Raw genomic sequence first — 18267 nt, 5'->3', positions numbered from 1 at the left:
CGGGTACGCAGTGGGAATGACTATAAAGGCATAAGAAAAATATTTTAAATACCGTTAGCGCATAACCATATGAAACGGTTCACGCACTGAAAAGGGGCGCCAGGCGCCCCTCAACGCCATTCGCTGTAAGGCTCCAGCGAGGTGACCGGCAAGGCCAGGTTGCCGCGCCACGGCTCGAACAGGTAGCGCACGTAGAGCATGGCATGGCTGGGCGCATAATCTTTGCTGTGCTGCCAGTCGAAACCTCCGCCCAGCGCCCAGCGGTCGTTCAGGCGCCGCTCGAAGGCACCATGCAGGCGATAGCCCACGCCGGTGCTGCTGCTGGCATCGGTGGTCGCATCGATGTTCGACTCGATGATGTCGTAGCGCGCCAGCAACTTGCGGTTGAGGCTATCGTCCGGGTAGAGCCGGCTGCTGTCGCTGCTGGCATGTGACCAGCTGGCCGAGCCTTCCAGCAGGAACGACCAGTCATAGTTGCGCCAGGCATAGCTGACCGGCACACCGATCGACTCGTAGCGTTGCGGGCTGTAGTAGCCACCCTGACCGAGGCTGTAGCCGCCCAAGTCCTTGTCATAGCGCCAGTCCATCACGGTGAGGCCCACGCGCATGCGCTCGTCAGCCTTCTCCACGGCGCGGTAGTAATACCCCGCCATGGCGCGGGTGCGCTGGTTGTCGGCAACGTTCTCGCCGACCAGCCAATGGTGGCCAAGGCTTGCCCAGACACCGTGATCCCCACCCTGGTCCCAGCTCAGGCCCAGCGTCGCACCGTTGGCCGTGACGCCACCCCAGCGCACGTTGGTAGCCGGGTCGCGCGCGCCGGCGAACGACAGCAGCGAGTTGCTCATCGGCCGGCGCGAGGCCGCCAGCGACCAACCCACCTGCCCCAGGTCGCCATTGACGATTGCGCCCCCCAGCCAGTTATTGACCTCATAACCCTGGGTCGTGCCCAGGTCGAAGCCCCAGCGGCTGTTCTGCCACCCCATCGCCAGCACACCGCCATTGGCCGTCTGCGAGCCCGGCTGGCAGGTCGGCAAAGGTGCGCCGCTGCGGGTGACGCCGACAAACTGGCAGGTACCGAAGTCAGCGGTGTTGTTGCCGTTTTCGTCGAGGTCGAACGAGCCGGCATCCATACCAATGCGCTCGACCCGCGCAAACGCCCTGCCGTCTTCCCAAGGGGTATCGACATGCAGCAAGGTCGATTGGGTGCTCAGGCGGGAGATACCGGGTGTGCCGTCGCTCTTGCGCCAGCCGTAGTCATGCATGAGGGTGACGTTGGTATTGCGCTGCTGGTACAGCTCATCAACGTCGCTGCGCAGGCTGCGCGCCAGCCAGTCATCGGTGTCCTTCGCCCGGCTGGCGAAAGTCATGGCCCGGTCGTCACGCGGCGAGGCCTGCGAGCGGCTGATCATCTGCGCATCGGCCATTGCCGCGGCATACAGATCCAGCGCCCGCTGTGGGTCGTTGGCGGCCACCAGACGGGCTGCGTCGCGGCGCAGCAACGGGTCGGGCAGCGTCTGCCTGGCGGCAACATGCTCCAGCAGCTGGGCTGCTTTTTCCTTCTCGCCCAGGGCAATCAGCACTTCAGCATAGCGGCGCTGGGCATCGCTCTGCTCGTCGGTCAACTGCAGCGGCTGCGCAGCCAATAGCTGACGCACGCGAACCAGATCGCCTTCGGCAATCCAGCTCTCCATCACGCCCAGGCGCGCCTCCGCACGCTGCGGCTGAACCTGCAGCACGCGCTGGTAATAACCCAGCGCCTTGCGATGATCACCCCGCTGTGCTGCCCAGTCCGCCATCAACAGCAGGTCGTCCGGGTCGCCCTCGCCATGGGCCAGGCCGGCTTCCAGCACGGCGCTGGCCTCGTCGGTGCGGCCCTGGTCCTGCAGGCGCTGGGCCTGGGCCAGGGTCATGCGCCGGCGCACGCGCTTGTCGAGGGTGCGCATGTCGTCGGTCCAGGCACCTTGCGGCACGGTGCGCAGGGTGTCCTGGACCTGTGCATCGCGATCACTGGATTCCAGGTACAGGCCATGGGCGTAACGTGTGGCGGGATCGGCAGGCTGGCGCTGCAACACGCGGTTGAATGCGGCGTCGGCCTCAGCGTTGCGGCCTTGTTGGCGCAGGCTGTTGGCCAATTGGTAGGCCAGCCAGGGTTCATCAGGCGCCAACTCGGCAGCCTGCCCCAGTAGCCGGCTGGCGGTCGCCCAGTCCTGCCGCTGCACGGCGGCATCTGCCTGCTCGCGCAGGCGGCCAAGCTCCAGGCTGCGGCGCAGGCTGGCGAATTGGGCCTGCTGGGCCGCAGGCAGGCTGCTCAGATACGCTTCGGCCTTGTCTGTCGACTGCGCCTGATAGATGCGCATCAGGCCGCGCACCGCGCTCTCATTGCCAGGGACCTTGCGCTGCACCTGCAGGTATTGCCGTTCGGCACTGGCCAGGTCGCCTTCGGCGAACGCCACATCGGCCAGCCCAAGCATGGCGAACTCATCGTCAGGGCGCTGCTGGCGCGCCTGCTGGTAGAGCGAACGGGCGGTGCGTAAATCCTGCTTCTCCAGCGCGCTGTCAGCCCGCTGCAGCATCCCCCAGTACTGGCTGGAGGCTTCGAGGTCTTTCCATTTACTCATCAGGCGGGTGTTCTGCTCGATGGTAACCGCTTGGTGGAATGCCGCGTTGGCTTCCCCATAACGGCGCTGACGCATCAGTGCAACGCCGAGCGCGCCGTGCAGGCTGGCATCATCGGCATAACGGCGCAGGGCCAGACGCAGCTGTGCTTCGGCCTGGACGTTGCGGTCCTGGTCGAGCAAGGCCTTGCCACGCTGCCCAGCCTGCCAGGCCGGGTCACCCACCAGGGTGCGTTGCTGCTTGAGGTTGTCATTGGCCAGCGGCAACAGCGGCGACGCCGGATAACGCTGGGCGAATGCCTGCCAGGCAGCGACGCTGTTGGCACTCACCGGTTGCTCGGACAGGTAGTCGAACTCGCGCTGGGCGGCGGCATCGCGTGCCGTCGGGTCACGCGACAGCTGGTCGAGGATGGCCAGGGCTTCACTGTCACGGTCCTCGCTGAACAGCCAGGCGGCCAAGGTCTGGCGCAAGCCGACATTGCCAGGGTACTGGCGATCAAGCTGCTGCAACTGGCGGATCGCTTCCGGCCGCTGACCGGCCAGGTTGCCACGCACGCGCCAGTAGTCCAAGGCCAGGTCCAGGCTGGGCGGTTCGCCGCCGAACAACTGGTCATAGGCGACCAGAGCCTCTTCATAGCGCCCCGTCACTGCCATGAGCCGCGCTTGCTGCAAACGCTGCGCCTGCTCGGGCTGCTGCAGCGCCATCAGACGTCGGGCTTGCCGATCCTGGAGGCTGCCCGGTGCCACTGCAGCGATGCTTGCACGCAGTTGCTCGGCTTCTTCAGGTTTCTGCTCACGCAGCGCCAGGCTCAGCGAGGCCAGCAAGGCATCAGGGTTGCGCGGCTCCAACAAACGCAGCCTGGCCAGGGCGTCGTGAATCAGGTCGTCGCGGTGCAGCGCCTCGCCAATACGTACCTGCTCCAGCAGCCATTGGCGTTGCTCATCGCGGTCTTTCGGCTGCGCGGCCACGGCACAGGACAAAGCGGTCAGCGTCAGCACGCCGATCATTCGGAACATGGAGCACTCCAGGCGGGCAGCAGACGACCTTGGTTGTCAAAGCGATAGCGGGCTTGGTCCCAGCCTTGCCCAAACAGGGCAAGGACCTGGTTGTAATACGCCTGTGGCTCGGCAGGTTGCTCGCGCAACCTTTTGCGCTGGGCTTCAAGCGCAGCGTGGCCATCTGCGGCGCTGGCCAGTAACGGCAACAGCGCAGAGGAGAAGCCCACCGGGCCATGACCGCTCTGTGTACCAGTGCGGGCATCGACACTCTCCGGCGGCAGGCCGCCCTGGGCCGTGGCGGCGACCATCGGTGCGAAGTGACGCTGCAGCTCGTCGCGCTGCGCTGCACCGTTGGCCAGCATGCCCAGCCACAGGTACACGCGGATGGCGTCGTAGCTCCCGGCACTGCCGTGCTCAGGGTCGGGCTCGATGCCTGCCGCTGGCGTCCACAGCAACCAGTCCGGGGCAAAGCCATTGAGCGATGACTGCAACCAGAGGCGACGTACGTTGCTGGCCATCTCGCCCCACAGTGGGTCTACCAGGGCAAAGCGGTCGAACAATTGCGGCGGCAGGTAGCTGGGGTTCAGGCGCCAGCCACGGTTGTCGTCAAAGCCGTAATCCGCCGGTAGCAGCATCACACCCAGGCCCGGCAACTTGCGCACGGTCTGTGCGGCGATGCGCCAGAGCATCTGTGTGCCCAGCCGGGCATACGCCGGCTCGTTCCACAGCCGCCCCGCTTCGAGCAGGCTGTAAGCAATCCACAGGTCGGCATCGCTGGCATTGTTGCTGTCCAGCACCTGCCATTGCTTCTGCTTGCCGCGGCCCCAGAGCCAGGCCGGCAAATGCCGGGAAAGGTCGCCTTCGGCCAGGTTGTTGCCGGTCCAGCGCAGCAGGTTGTCGAACGCCTGGCGGTCATTGCCGACCAGGGCGAAGAACAGCGCATAGCTCTGCCCTTCGGAGGTGGTGACCAGGCGCTCATCACTGCGGTCGAGCACCCGGCCATCCGCACTCATCAGGTCGGTCTTGAAGCGCTCCCAGGCCGGCCACGGGCAAGCCGCCGCCGCGCTGGCGACGGTGGGCATGCACAACACCATCAGCAAGGCCAACAGCTGGCGCATGGTCAATCAGCCCCACTCAAGCGGCGACGCCCGGCCCAACGCAGCGCACGCCACAACAGGAAGGCGAACAGCAGCACGCTGATGACGGCAATTACTGCGATCAGTGCCGGGTAATCGGAGAGGTGGAACCACATCAACAACCACCATGGCAGCTGGCCAACGTAATAGTGCTCGCCCACGAACTGGCTGCTGACACCACTGCTGCGCACCAGGGCAACGGAGCCTGCCACGGCGTCGAGCTTGCCGGAGTCGGCCAACACTTCACGCAGCAAGGCATACGCCTCATCGGAGCTGCCTAGCAAGGCAACGACGCTGCGCTGCTCATGGAACGGCGACTTCAGCCCGGTGATCGCGGCAATCGGCGCCTGCGCACTGACTTCGATGCGGTTGTTGGACATCACGGGGGCCGTGTCGAAGCGGCGGATGCCGGGTTGCTCCACCGCACGCCCCTGCACCATCCAGTCGCGCTGAGCGTTCAGCAACAAACCCAGGTTCGGCTGCTCGCGCAGGTCTTCGGGCAGGCTGCCAATCAGCAGCAGGTCGGCATCGGCGTCCGCGGCCTGCTTCCAGTTGTCGCTCAGCCGCACATTCAGGGCCGGGTAGCCCACCTGCCCGCCGATGCTGCTGATGACGTCAAGCAACGTGCCGACCTGCATCGCCGTCGGCTTAGCTGGCACCACGACCAGGGTCTCGGACAGGTCGGCCATGCGGCTGTAAGGGAAGCCACTGCGAACGAAGGCGCGCAGGTCAGGCATGGCCATGTAGTGGTAGTAGCCGGAAAGGTCGATGGTCGAGTTTTCGTCGATCGCCGCACGCACGTCTACCGGCAGCGAAGTCTGGCAGTGGTCGCGCTGGGCGCTGCCCAGGGTGCTGGCGAAGCTGAAGTCGAAACGCAGGCGGTTGCGCGCGCCGATCTTCAGGGCCGGAACCAACGATTGCTCTGTCAGCGCGGTGCTGTCGGTGGACAGCACGTTCAGGCGCATCTCTTCCAGGGTGCTGCTGCGGCGGTCATTGCCCACCAGCGGCATGCTGGTGATGTACTGGTCGTTGACGCTGATGCTCAGGCGCGACTCATCGGTAACCGCTGGCGGGGTGTAGCGATACAGGGTCTGCAGCGGAATGCCTTGGTTGCGCCAGACGAACAGGTCGGGCGGCAGGTTCACGTCGAGGGTGATAGGGCGTGGCTGCAAGCCGCTGACCTGCAACTGCTCGGGGTAGTCAAGCAGCTCGGAGAACCGCACCGGGCGGTCGGTACGCGTCCAGTTCGGCGCGTCGTAGGGCTTGCGTGGCTGCAGCGCAGTCATCTGCTCGACCTTGACCCGCGAACCGCGGAACAGGTCGCTGCCAACGGCCAGCGCCGAGGCGGCCTTGACCAGGTCTTCGTCATTGCGGCCCAGAACCAGCAGCAGCTTGCTCCAGCGGTTGCTCGGGTGATCGATCAGTTGCACCACCGGGCCATCGACCGCGGGGAATTTTTCCAGGTCGGCGAGGAACGCCGGGCGCCGATCATTGGTGGCGAAGACAATGGCTGGCTGCGGTTTTTCGCCGCTGGCAGGCAGGCTGTTGAACGACACCGGGAAGGTCGCCTTGCGCCAGCCGGCCTTGCTGCCGAAGTACGACGCCAGGATGGCAGCGGCACGCTGCTCGCCAAGGGTCGGGGTGTCGGCAAAAACCACCGGCAACTCGACCTTGTTGGTATCGCGCGCATCGAAGAACGGCAGCGGGAAGTAGGCCAGGTCATTTTCCAGCGCCAGCGCCTGCTCGCGCAGTTGCACCTGGCTCTTGCGGTTGACGTTCAGCCACAGGCCACTGTGCGCCGGGTCTTCACAGATATCGGTGTAGTGCCCGACGAACTCCAGGCGTACCCGGTTGAAATCGCTGATCAGTTTCGGGTCCAGCTGCAGCTGACGACGCACGCGCTGGCCGAGCTGGTCCTTCTCGATCGGCACCACCCCCATCAGCTCGTCGTTGAGGTACACGCGCAGATGCGACAGGTTCGGCAGCAGGGCTGGCGACGGGGTGTAGTCCAGTTGCAGCACCGCGTCGGTGGCCAGGCGATCCCGGCGCAGGCCGAACTCGATGTTTTCGCTGTTGCGAACGCCCAGCATCAGGCTGTCGGCCGATCGGCCAAGCTGCTCGAAGGTCTGGGTGACGGGCCAGTTGGGCACCAATGGCTCGGCCGGCATGGCAAGGGGGGCTACAGCGGCGACAGCAGCGTTCTGGAACAGCGAGGCAAGCAGCGCCATCGCCAGGCCCCAGGTGCGTGCGGGATAACGAGTCATCATGCGTCTCGGTCAGCAAGGGTCGTGGAAGGAAGAGGTCGGGGTGTATGCGGCAGGTAGCTAGCCAGCCAGCGCAGCAGTTCGTACAGGGGCAGCAGCCACCCGCGCAGCCAGATGGGGGTGTGTTCGATCATGCGCAGGTAGCCAACGCCACCCAACTTGAGCACGTCCATCAGGCTGCGCAGCGGGCGGTCGACTTCGTGTTTGTCCTGATAACCCAGCCAGGCATCGGCGCGGGCGAAGGTGCAATGCACCAGGTCGATGCGCTGCTGCTGGTTGAGGCCCTCGAAGGTCAGGCCCACATGCCGGCCGACAATACGGGTGACCCGTGCATTGAAGGCAAACTCTCGCTGCCCGCGGCTCAGCAGCAGGCGCACGCGCGCCCCTGAGGCAGGCTTCACACCGTCACCCAGTTGCAGGCCGATACCACCATCGGAATAGTCGACCAGGGTGCAGGGGAAACCGTGGCCACTCTCCAGCTGCAGTGCGGCCGGCAGGTGCATCTGCACGCGGTGTGCACGGCGCACCTGGCGCACTTCGGCGGCCACTGCGCAGGCGGCGCCGAGGATCAGCAGGTTGTAGGTCACCCACAACGAACTGACAATCACCGTGCCGATTTCCGCAGCCGGGCCGGTGAACAGGCGCCAGACGGCAAAGCCCAGGCCGGCCACGTTGAGGCCTGCGAGGAACAGGTACGGCTGGGCGATGCGCCAGTCGAACTGGCCCTCCTCCATCAGGCCGCCCTTGGCGGTGACGTTGAACTTGCCCTTCTTCGGGGCAAACAATGCGACCGTGGTCGGGCGGGCGATGTACCAGGCCAGTACGGTCTCGTAGACCTCGCCCCAGAAGGTCTGCCGGTACTTGCCCTGCATGCGCGAGTTGGTGAGGCTGGCGTGAATCATGTGCGGCAGCACGTACAGCAGGATCATCACGGCAGGCGCATAGATGATGTAGGCGTGCAACAGCAGGAACGCCAGCGGCGCGGTGAGGAACACCAAGCGCGGCAAGCCGGCGAGGAAGTGCAGCATGGCGTTGGCGTAGCAGATCCGCTGGAACAGGCTCAGGCCGCGGCCGAACAGGGGGTTGTCGGTACGGAAGATCTGCACCATGCCGCGCGCCCAGCGAATGCGCTGGCCAATGTGCGCCGACAGGCTCTCGGTGGCCAGGCCCGCCGCCTGGGGAATGCCCAGGTAGGCCGAGGTCCAGCCCTTGCGGTGCAGGCGCAACGCGGTATGGGCATCCTCGGTGACCGTTTCCACGGCAAAGCCGCCAATGTCTTCAATCGCGGTGCGCCGCAGCACGGCACAGGAGCCGCAGAAGAAGGCGGCGTTCCACATGTCGTTGCCGTCCTGGATCAGCCCGTAGAACAGCTCGCCTTCGTTGGGGCGGCGGCGGAACGAGCCGAGGTTGCGCTCGAACGGGTCGGGCGAGAAGAAGTGGTGAGGCGTCTGTACCAGCGCCAGCTTCGGGTCCTTGAGGAACCAGCCGACGGTCATCTGCAGGAAGGAACGTACCGGCACGTGGTCGCAGTCGAAGATGGCAACCAGCTCGCCGTCGGTGACCCCCAGCGCATGGTTGAGGTTACCCGCCTTGGCGTGGTTGTTGTTCGGACGCACGATGTAGCCCACGCCGACCTCGTCGGCGAAGGCACGGAACTCCGCACGTTTGCCATCGTCGAGGATGTAGATGCGCAGGCACTCGCGCGGCCAGTCCAGGCCCAGGGCAGCGAGCACGGTGGTACGCACCACCGAAAGGTCCTCGTTGTAGGTGGGGATCATCAGATCGACCTTGGGCCAGCGCGTCGTATCTTCCGGCAGGTTCGCCGGTTTGCGCTCCAGCGGCCAGCAGGTCTGGATGTAACCGAGGATCAACACGAACCAGGAGTAGGTTTCTGCCGCGAGCAGAATCACCCCGCAGACCAGGTCGAGGGTGTCGTTCCAGTTCAGGGTCGAGGTATAGCGCCACCACAAGTAGCGGCAGGAAATGATCGTCGACAGTACGATCAGCATCAGGGTCGGGAAGCGGCCCGGCATGTAGCGCACCAGCATGGCGATGCCCCACAGCAGGAAGATGAACACCAGCTGTGCCAAGTAACCGAACGGCTCGGTCACGCAGAGCACGGCCAGCAGCACGGCGAACGAGGTGAGCACGGTATAGAACAGGCGCCGGCCGAACACGCCCAGCCTTTTCAGGCGCTGGGCCGCACCTTGCTGCAAGTCGCTGTCGCGAAAACGCGCCGGCACCTGGCCCATGGCTTCGGCCACCCGCGCACGGCAGTTGCGCAGCACCTTCAAGGCGCCGCGCAGATAGCCGCTCGCGAACGACAAGATGCGCAGCGGCCGACCGGGTTTGCGCGGCTGTGGCACCCGCCGCAGCAGCAGCCAGCCGCACTGGATCAACAGCCGCAGCGGGTCGCCCAGCGTCGGCCGCTTGCCGACGAACTGCGGGAACAAGCGCTGACGCTCAGCCAGCAGTGCCTGCCAGGCCGGTGATTCCAGCCGCAGCAACAGGAACGCCAGCCACACCCCCAGGGTGAACAGCAGTGCGACCCCACGTTGTGCGCCGCGCGCGGTGAAGTGGGCGTAGGCCGAGAGCGGGGTCACGTTCACGCTTCGCGCCTCGCCAGGCAACGTACCGCCAGGCTTTGCACATCCCGGGATGCCAGGCATTGCGGCGCGTAATGGCCTACCGGCGCCTTGCAGGCGAAGGCTTCGACGAACGCTTCGTCACGGTGCACCAGTTGCATCGGCAGGCGCTTGCGGAACAGGTCACGCCACACCATCAGCACATCGCTCTGCAGGCTGCTGGCCGGGTCGAAACGGTTGACCAGCAGCATGTCGAAACGCTCGACCTGCTGACGCCCCAGCAGGATGTGGCTGGTCATCTCAGCCTCGGCCACCAGGACCCGCATGTCAGTGACGAAACCACGTGTGGCCTTGGTCGCTGACGGGTGAGGCAGGTCGAACAGCAGCCAGTCGAAATGCTTGGCCAGTGCGGCTTGGCGAGTACGCCACACTTCGGGCTGCTGGTAGCCGTTCAGCTCGCCGAGCCGGTGCGGATCCACTTCACCAAAGGGCATCACGCACAGGCCGTCGAGAACCTCATACAGGGGCTCGTCGTAGGGCCGCCCCTGCAGCTCGGCACAGGCCCAGCCGTCGCGCTGTTCGAGCGGCAGGTTGAAGTGCAGGCCCAGCAGGTTATCCGGGCTCATGTCGACCAGCAGCACGCGCTCACCCAGCTCACGCAAGGCATAGCCCAGCGCCGCCAGCAGCGCAGTACGGCCCAACCCACCACGCAGTCCATGCAAGGCCAGGCTGATCATGACTGCACGGCCTTCGACTGCTCGGTCCGCGCCAAGGCAGCTTCTTCCAGGCGGGCCATGCAGCTTTCGCCCAGCAGCGGCCAGCGCTGCAACGCCTGCTGCACACCGACCATCATGGAAATGTCCTGATAGCTCAAGGCAGGCATGGCCAGGTACTGGCGCAACTGGGCGATATCATCACTGCGGTCGGATGGGTCTGCTTTGCCAGTCTTCATGGGCTCTCCTTCGGAACAGGCTGCCAGTCCGGCTGGCCTTGCAGGCGCATATAGGTTTGGCCCTGGTAGTCCAGCACCTGGGCACCGGAGGTTTCCGACACGCGCTCGGTGGTCGGCAGGTCGGTCAGCAGGCTTGGCAGGTCGAGGGTCTGCCCCGCCCCGAGGCCCGCATACACACGGGAAACCAGCTCGGACAGCGCCAGGAAGCTGGTAGGCGCGGTGACCCGCAGAGGCTCGCCACGCGCCGGTTGGCCCATGCCAATGAACTTGAGGCCGACCGGCACATGGGTGATCGACGGTGTCGGGATCTCACGCATGCCCGACAGTTGCATGCGGTCACCGTGCAAGGACGCGCCGTGCTCGGGAACGATGGCGACCACCACGCGACGGCCGCTGCCTTCGAGCTCGTCGAGGAACTTGCCGAGGTCACCGAACAGGCGGTTGGCCCGCGTGGCGTAATCGGCCGGGCGCGTGCCGCCGTCGGCGGTCACCATGCGGTTGCCGTCATGCAGGCTGATGGTGTTGTAGAACAACGAAACATGGTCGGCGCCGGAGCTCTTGCGCTTGCCCCACCAGCCGTGCAGTACGTCCAGGTCGCCAGCGATCGGCGAGCCGTCGAAGCTGACCAGCGCCCGCGGGAAGTCGCTGACGCTGAAACCTGGCTGCGGCATGTGCTGGGTGGTGATGTCGCCGATAAAGTTGTCGAAACGCCCACTGTGGTTGAGCAGCGTCTGGCTCTGGAACCCAAGCTTGGCCAGGTTCTGGAACAGCAGGCACTGTTCGGGCGCCTGCTGGTACAGGCCCGCATGGGACGACTGGCCGCAGCTGGCGCGAAGCATGCGAATCGCCGCCGGCCCGCTGTAGGAGGTCGCCGAGTTGAACTGATCGAACACCACGTCCAGGCGCGAGAACAAGGCGTTGTCGTGCATGCCGACAGCCGAGAGGTCGTCCCAGGCCAGGGAGCACACGTTGATTACCAGCAAGTCGAAGTTCTGCTCGTCCGCTTTCACGGCAGGGAATGTGGTCACCCGTTGCCGCTCGCTGGCGAAGAAGCGCTCCAGCCAGGCATTCAGGGTCGCCGTGTCGGCCACGGCCGCAGCCGGTGCAACAGCGGCCGTGGCAGCCGGATTGCCAGCACCGGCGACGGCTGGCTGGCCACCACCGATGCTCAGCGCCGGCAGGCCGCCGACCGCCAGCCATGCTAGGCCGGCCAAGCTCAGCGTGCTCAGGCGCAGCCAATGACGCAGGTAAAGGTAGCCCACCAGCAGCAGCACCAGGGCGCCGATCAGGTTCCAGTTGATGAACCTGGCCAGCAGCTCCAACAGGTAATCCCACGAGAAATCGAGCACCCCCGGCTGCGCCAGCAAGCGCCGGAACGGTGGCAGCCAGGTGTCGTGATAGAACAGCGCGATGCCCACGGGTACGGCCACGACCTGGCGCCCGACGCGCAGCCAGCGTCTCGGCAGCGGGATCAGCAGAAATGCCGCGAACAGCAGATTGGGCAGTGCCTGGAAGTCCAGCATGCCAACCGCGACCAACAGGAACTTGGCCAGGAAATAGAGGTTCCAGGCACCCAGACCGTGCCAACGGGCCGGCACCTGGGCGGAAAATGTCGAACTAGTCATTATTCAGTGTCCTGACGCACCACACGGCGGCGTACACCCACCGGCTTCAGGTAACGAGGTCGCAAAAGGCGGTTCAGCCAGCCCTTCACGGTGGCACGCATGCTCACCACGAACAGGACCAGGATCAAGGTAACCAGCGCACTGATGCCAATTACCTGAAGCAGTTGCACGAAGTTCATGCGGCCCCTCCAGGGTCCAGGGCGATCCGCCGAGGCACCAGGGTGGGCCGTTTCAGCGCCGCTGGCAGCACCACCGACTCGGCCAGTGGCGGCTGCGGTACGGTTTCGTCGAGAAATGCCGGAGCGTCCAGGCTGTCGAGGCTGACCAACAGATCCTGGTTGATGAACAGTTCCTTCCAGGACAACTGGAAGATGTGGTCAAGCGCCTGCTCGACGCCCTCCGAGCGGCAGGCGAAGAGGAACAGGAACAACACCTCGCCGACCACGCAGGCGATGTCGCCATCGCGGCGGAACACCGTGCGCGAGCAGGCCTGCAGCGGGCTCAGGCCCGGTGCCGGGCGCAACACCAAGAGCTGGTGGACGATTTCGCCGTTACGATGGCCGTGCCACATCTGCCGCACCGCTTCGGCAAACACCCGAGGTGCCACCAGGCCGCAGACCGGCATTGGCCGCAGGCGAGCGAGCAAGGCATCGAAGTCGGCCGGCAGGTGGCGGCGCCAGACATAACCCTGGATGCTGTCGACCATGGTCAGGAAACGCGACAGGCTGGCGCCGAACGGCACAATCTGGCTTGCACCACAGGCCAGCAACAGCTGTTCGTCCTGGTAGCGCAGGGTTGGCGCCATTTCCCGCACCACCAGCTTCAGGGCATTGCCACGCAGCTGTCGCAACGTGTGCAACTGGCGGGCAAGGACATCCAGGCGCTGGCCCCCATCCATGGCGAAAATCACGGTTGCCGACACAGCACGACTGGCCTTGGCGCCAACCTCGCTGATGCTGTCGAACACCTGCCAGTGCTCCGACAAGGCAGGCGCACCTTCGAGGACCTGGCTCTGGGCCAGGCAGAGCAGCTCATCACCGCCGGCATCGGTCAACGGCAGCGGCCGCCTGGCAACGGCAAAACCACCGGCATGGCGTGCGAGTTCCAAGTCTTGGGTGCCGGCAACGCCGAGCCTGTTGCTCCAGAAGTGCTGCAGGTAACGCGTGCCACCCTGGCCGCGATACAGCTGGGCGAGCCCGTCGAGCGATTGGTTGAATGCGCGCAGGCGCTCGACCAGCGAGGCACTCTGCCCTTCACTGATCACCAGAACCAGCGCACCGGCCGCAAGCGCCGCCTGGCGCAGCGCCTGGCACCAGTGCTCGGCGGTGCCACCTTCCCAGGCAGCCGATGGCACGATGACCAGCAGCACTCGGCCAGGCAAGTCGATACGCGGCAGGTCGCTTTTCAGGTGCAGAATGGCCCGCGTGTCAGCCTCGAACAACGTCAGTTCGCCAGGACCGCAAGCGGGGTCCAGGCCTGCGAGGGCCTCTTGTATCACGCGCGCACCGCCCAGCAACGCCGCCCGGCCTTGTTCAGGCATGGCTTCGATCACTTGGCGGCAGAGCGTAGCGGCGTTTTCTGTGGTGTCACAGGCCAACCAATACAGGCCTTGCTCATGGAACTGACTATGCTCGGCACCTAGTCCGGGAATAGCCAACAACGGAATACTTTTCGTCAAAACGATGACTCTGAATTCGAAATCGGAGCTGATTCAAAGACGTAGGCCGCACGTGCGCGCTAGCGACTTTTTGACGAGCAAAAGTGTCAAAAATACGACTACTGCAGAGTAGGCTTAGGTTTAGTCCGTCAATTCTACAGCACCAGGTGAAAATAGTGTCAAGATGATATTTGTGAGTTGCCGCACACGTTTGCCAATCGTGATCTGACGTGCCGTGCCATGCCGATGCTCAGCCGACTGGCAGGCGCAGCAGGGCAAAGTTGCCTATGCTGCGCCAGAGCCGATCCCAAGGCTTCAACATGATGAGGATGGACGCCATGTTCTATGTGCAACGCGACGGCGAGGGGCAGTTGGCGCGGGTGGAAGCCGCGCCCTATGCCGAGTACACGGAAATCCTGCCCGCCGACCATGCGGAAATCCAGGAATGGTTCGCCGACGATGTTGTCGAGAACAGCCTCAAGCAACTCAAGCAGAGCGACCTGGACATGATCCGCGTGCTCGAAGACCTGATCGAAGTGCTGACCACCAAGGGCGTGATCAGCATCACCGACCTGCCTGCCGGGGCTCAGGCCAAGCTGCTCAGCCGCTCGACGGCGCGCAAGGCGCTGGGCAGCCTGAACAACCTGATCGAAGAAGAGGAGGAAGGCGGGTTGATCTGAGATCAGCGCCAGGGCGCGGGCTCCCCAGACAGCAGGCCCTGAACCCCTTCGATGCCCAGGTCCTGCAGTACCTGCCGCTCGCCTTCGGTCTCGACCCTCTCGGCGATCAATGGCAGGTCGATACTGTGCGCCGCACGCTGGATCGCCTCGATGAACAGCCGCTTGTGTTGCTCCTGGTCGATGTTGCGAATGTAGCTGCCATCGATCTTCAGGTAGGCCAGGCCCAGATGCGCCAGGTTGCCGATCATGCTGAAGCGCCCACCAAAGCGCTGCAGAGCCAGGCCGAAACCAAGCTCGCGCAGGCGCCAGGTCAACTGTTCCAGCGCGGCCTGATTCGGCAGTTGCTCCTCGCCGATCTCCAGGATCAACCGCGCACCCAGCGCCGTGTTCTGGCTCAGCAGCTCATAAACCCTCTCCAGAGCCTTCGGGTCGGCCAAAGTTGCAGCAGACAGGTTCAGGGCCAGCACCGGGCCGTGACTGCGCAGGTGCGCGAGCGCTTTTTCCAGCACCAGCAGGTCCAGCCGCGCCATCCAGCCAAAACGCTCCAGCCAGGGCAGGAAGCGGCCAGCGGGCAAGGCCTCGCCCTGCTCGTCGAGCAGCCGCGAGATCACTTTGTAATGAAGCACCCGCTGAGGGGCCTGGGTCTGGACCACCGGCTGGAAGAACAGCTCGAAGCGGCTTTTGACAAACGCCTCGTCCAGGCGCTTATGCCACTTGTGCTGGCTGTCGCCAGCAACGGCAGCGGCACCCTGCTCCAGACATACCCAACCCGACGTCGGCTGATTCTCGGCACGCGCCAAAGCCTCGTCAGCCAGCTTCAGCAGCACCTGCGGCGCATCGCCCGGGCTGAACGGCGCCAGGCCAATGCAGGCGACCGGCGAGATATCGCTGGCACCCGTTTCGTGCAGGCTGTGCAATGCCGCCTCAAGGGCCTGGGCAAGCTGCACAGCGTCTTCGTGGACCATCCCGGGCGCCAGGACGGCGAATTCACCACCACGGCTGCGGGATATCAGGTCGTTGGTCTCCGGGAAGGTGGCGCAGGTGCGCCTTAGCTGCTCACCTACCGCTTGCAGCAGCTGGTCCGTACGCTGGCCGCCGAGACGTGCGTTGAGCCCTGCCAGGCCCTGTACACGCAGCAACAGCAGGTAACCGGCACGGGCTTCCTCCATGTTGCTGACGCGGGCGTTGAGCTGCATTTCGAAGTAGCGCCGGTTCGACAACCCGGTCAGGCTGTCCTGATAAGACTCGGCACGCAGCCGCTCACTGCGCTCAGCCTGCTCGCTGAACAGCGCCTTGAGCTTTTCAACCATCTGGTTCATTGCCTGCACTACCCGGCGCAGCTCTGGCGTACGCGGCTCCGGCAGGCTGTGGAACTCACGCCGGGCAATGGCCTGTGATTGCTCAACCATCGCATCTAACGGGCGCAGTTGGCGACGCAGCAGCAAGGCGCCCAGCGCCGCACTGCCAGCACCGCACAGCAGCAGCCAGCCCAAGCTGCCCAACGCGCTCTGCCAGACTTTACCAATGGCAAACATCGGGTGGCTGACCACCTCGACCCGTGCGGCCTGCTGCCAGCCACGGCTGACAATGGCATCGCCGCCAGCCGCTTCCAGGCCGATCAAGTGGATGAACCAGGCAGGCACGCCACCTGGGTCCGGCTCAGCGTGGCGCTCCACCAGCACGGCGTTGGAGCCCATGTCGACGACCTTGATGCTGGCATAGTAGCCACTGTCGAAGATCGAGCTGACCAGCAGCTCTACCATGGCCGGGTCATCGATATTAGGTGTCAGTGATAACGCCAACGCAGTGGCAGCGTCCTGGGCATGCGAGCGCAGCTGGTTGACGTACTGGCTACGCGAGCTTTCCAGGCTGACCATGAAGCTGCCACTGAAGGCGACTATCAGGAACAGACAAATGGCCAACAGCAGTTGTTTGAACAGTGACATCTGCGCTCCTTCAGTAGACCGGTTCGGCCGGGAACCCTTCGGCCTGCATTTTCTTCAACAAGTCCTGCCAGCGTGACAGGCGCTTGGTGTCGCCGACCTTCTTATTGCCTGCGGCGCCGGTCAGCCACAAGCCTTCGCCATTGAAGGCGTAGACCGGCAGCAGGTCGGTACGTTGGCTGGCCGGTTTGATTGCGTCCATCAGGCTGTCGAGCACCAACGGCTGAGCCTGTGGGGTTGAATAATAGGTCAGGACCATGTGCGCCCGGTTCTGGCGCAGGGCTTTGACATAGGTGATGCGCAGCTTATCGGCAGGGATACCCATGCGGCGCAGGCTGAAGTACTTGGCGATGGCATAGTCTTCACAGTCGCCGGCGCCCTTGATCAGGGCCTGGATTGGCGTGGCCCAGTAGTCGACTTCATGCCACAGGTCGATGTCTTCGACATAACGCAGCTGCTGATTGAAGAACAGGTTGACCACCTGCAGGCGCTGCAATTCGGTGCCTTGGCGCTGCGTTGCCATCAGGTTCTGCCAGGCATCGATGCGGGCTTTGCCTGCCCCTAGCGGACCATACAGGGCCTGGGACTTGCGGCTGATCTCGGTGAAGTTCCAATCCGCATGCAGGCCGCCCAGCAACAGACTGCCAAGCAACAGCGCAAGGCAGGCGCGGCGCACGGTGGTTTTGAGCAACCAGGATGTCGCCACTGCGAAGCCCTGTTCAGATCAGTCCAGAGCAGCGATGGTGCGGGTTGGGCACATAAAAGACAATGGCACCGCGCAATCATGTAGCCGATGGTCGGCTGGCTATAACTTTATTGTTAGCGCTTAGTGTGTGTCGCTTCCTTTGCCGGGAAAACTCATCCACCATTATTGTGAACCTAGGCCGCTCGCTTCGTCGCGGCACAGGTTTGACAAGCCCCCATACCTGTCACTAGTGTCATTGGATCCAACTTTTTTGTCGTCGAGGCACACTCCGCTTGGCCGAGAAAATCAAACTCAGTAACGTGCTGGCCAGCGAACAGCTGCCAGCACACCTGGCCCGTGGCGTCATCGAAGAGCGCCTGCGCAGCGCCATCCTAGATGGCCGCCTGCCACCTGGCACCGCTGTGCGCCAACAGGAAATCGCCGACTTGTACGGCGTCAGCCGCATGCCGGTGCGCGAGGCGCTGCGCCAGCTGGAGGCGCAATCGCTGCTGAAGGTGGAAATGCACAAGGGTGCGGTGGTCGCACCGTTGATTGGCGAGGATGCAGTCGACACCTATGCATTGCGCGTGCTTCTCGAGAGCGAAGCTTTGCGCCAGTCGATTCCGTTGCTCGATGCCAGCGACATTGCCAGCGCGCGTGGCTATATCCAGCAGTTGGAAAACGAAACCAGCCATGCGGAAATCGGCCGTCTCAATCGGCTGTTCCACATGGCGCTCTATGGCAAGGCATCCAACCAGAAACTGCTGCGCCTGATCGAGAACGAGCTGAACGAGGAAGAACGCTTCTTGCGCTTCCATTTGTCATCCATGGGACTGGGTAAGCTGACTCAGGACGACCATAACGCCCTGGTCGATGCCGCTGCTGACAAATTGGTCGACGAGGCGGTAAGGGTGCTGGAGCAGCATCTGAACAATGGATCGCGGGTGATCAGAAACTACCTGGACAAACAACTCGCCCGCTAGCGCTCAACGCCAGGGGGCTGTAGCCCGGAAAAGAAAAAGCCCCTGTCTGCAACGCAGACAGGGGCTTTTTGTTTGAATCTTGACGATGACCTACTCTCACATGGGGAAACCCCACACTACCATCGGCGATGCATCGTTTCACT

13 protein-coding genes are annotated in these 18267 nt (G+C 64.2%); 2 read left to right on the top strand and 11 right to left on the bottom strand.

The window, feature by feature from the left end; genetic code table 11:
• Nucleotides 1-110: 110 nt before the first annotated feature.
• The 9 genes from bcsC to bcsE are packed head-to-tail and all read right to left on the bottom strand — an operon-like array spanning nucleotide 111 to nucleotide 13842.
• Complete coding sequence (bcsC, locus tag F6X59_RS05920; RefSeq protein WP_152955368.1) at nucleotides 111-3632, bottom strand: cellulose synthase complex outer membrane protein BcsC; 3522 nt, start codon at nucleotides 3630-3632, stop codon at nucleotides 111-113.
• Nucleotides 3620-4732 carry a cellulose synthase complex periplasmic endoglucanase BcsZ gene (bcsZ, locus tag F6X59_RS05915; RefSeq protein WP_152955364.1) on the bottom strand — a complete coding sequence of 371 codons (1113 nt, stop codon included), beginning with the start codon at nucleotides 4730-4732 and terminating at the stop codon, nucleotides 3620-3622. Before bcsZ ends, bcsC begins: the two co-directional genes overlap by 13 nt.
• Nucleotides 4733-4734: 2 nt before the next feature.
• Nucleotides 4735-7017, bottom strand: coding sequence for a cellulose biosynthesis cyclic di-GMP-binding regulatory protein BcsB (bcsB, locus tag F6X59_RS05910; RefSeq protein WP_152955363.1), 2283 nt, complete (start codon nucleotides 7015-7017; stop codon nucleotides 4735-4737).
• A complete protein-coding gene (bcsA, locus tag F6X59_RS05905; protein ID WP_346654507.1) occupies nucleotides 7014-9623 on the bottom strand; it encodes a UDP-forming cellulose synthase catalytic subunit in 2610 nt (869 codons plus the stop codon). The genes bcsB and bcsA overlap by 4 nt, the downstream gene beginning before the upstream one ends.
• Complete coding sequence (gene bcsQ / locus F6X59_RS05900; protein WP_152955359.1) at nucleotides 9620-10336, bottom strand: cellulose biosynthesis protein BcsQ; 717 nt, start codon at nucleotides 10334-10336, stop codon at nucleotides 9620-9622. Before bcsQ ends, bcsA begins: the two co-directional genes overlap by 4 nt.
• Nucleotides 10333-10551: a cellulose biosynthesis protein BcsR gene (gene bcsR, locus F6X59_RS05895; protein WP_103446213.1), complete on the bottom strand. Its 219-nt coding sequence runs from the start codon at nucleotides 10549-10551 to the stop codon at nucleotides 10333-10335. Before bcsR ends, bcsQ begins: the two co-directional genes overlap by 4 nt.
• Nucleotides 10548-12176, bottom strand: a complete 1629-nt coding sequence (bcsG, locus tag F6X59_RS05890) for a cellulose biosynthesis protein BcsG (RefSeq protein WP_152955357.1) — start codon at nucleotides 12174-12176, stop codon at nucleotides 10548-10550. Before bcsG ends, bcsR begins: the two co-directional genes overlap by 4 nt.
• Nucleotides 12176-12355 (bottom strand): cellulose biosynthesis protein BcsF, encoded by a 180-nt coding sequence (gene bcsF / locus F6X59_RS05885; protein ID WP_152955355.1) that lies wholly within the window; start codon nucleotides 12353-12355, stop codon nucleotides 12176-12178. Before bcsF ends, bcsG begins: the two co-directional genes overlap by 1 nt.
• Nucleotides 12352-13842 carry a cellulose biosynthesis protein BcsE gene (gene bcsE, locus F6X59_RS05880; RefSeq protein ID WP_346654515.1) on the bottom strand — a complete coding sequence of 497 codons (1491 nt, stop codon included), beginning with the start codon at nucleotides 13840-13842 and terminating at the stop codon, nucleotides 12352-12354. The genes bcsF and bcsE overlap by 4 nt, the downstream gene beginning before the upstream one ends.
• 329 nt (nucleotides 13843-14171) lie before the next feature.
• Here bcsE and F6X59_RS05875 point away from each other — a divergent pair, with 329 nt between their 5' ends.
• Nucleotides 14172-14513 (top strand): tryptophan synthase subunit beta, encoded by a 342-nt coding sequence (locus tag F6X59_RS05875; RefSeq protein WP_152955343.1) that lies wholly within the window; start codon nucleotides 14172-14174, stop codon nucleotides 14511-14513.
• 2 nt (nucleotides 14514-14515) lie between these two features.
• Here the strand turns inward: F6X59_RS05875 and lapD are convergent, their stop codons facing one another.
• Nucleotides 14516-16459: a cyclic di-GMP receptor LapD gene (gene lapD / locus F6X59_RS05870; RefSeq protein ID WP_152955341.1), complete on the bottom strand. Its 1944-nt coding sequence runs from the start codon at nucleotides 16457-16459 to the stop codon at nucleotides 14516-14518.
• Nucleotides 16460-16469: 10 nt separating this feature from the next.
• Entirely contained in the window at nucleotides 16470-17162 is a 693-nt protein-coding gene (lapG, locus tag F6X59_RS05865) for a cysteine protease LapG (RefSeq protein WP_372240315.1), read from the bottom strand.
• A 272-nt stretch (nucleotides 17163-17434) separates the two neighbouring features.
• Here lapG and F6X59_RS05860 point away from each other — a divergent pair, with 272 nt between their 5' ends.
• Nucleotides 17435-18124, top strand: a complete 690-nt coding sequence (locus F6X59_RS05860) for a GntR family transcriptional regulator (RefSeq protein ID WP_152955339.1) — start codon at nucleotides 17435-17437, stop codon at nucleotides 18122-18124.
• The last annotated feature ends 143 nt before the right edge of the window (nucleotides 18125-18267 follow it).

Source organism: Pseudomonas sp. MN1F (assembly GCF_009391885.1).
Lineage (GTDB): Bacteria > Pseudomonadota > Gammaproteobacteria > Pseudomonadales > Pseudomonadaceae > Aquipseudomonas.
The sequence above is the reverse complement of the archived record's forward strand: the minus strand, read 5'-3'. Positions and strand labels throughout refer to the sequence as shown.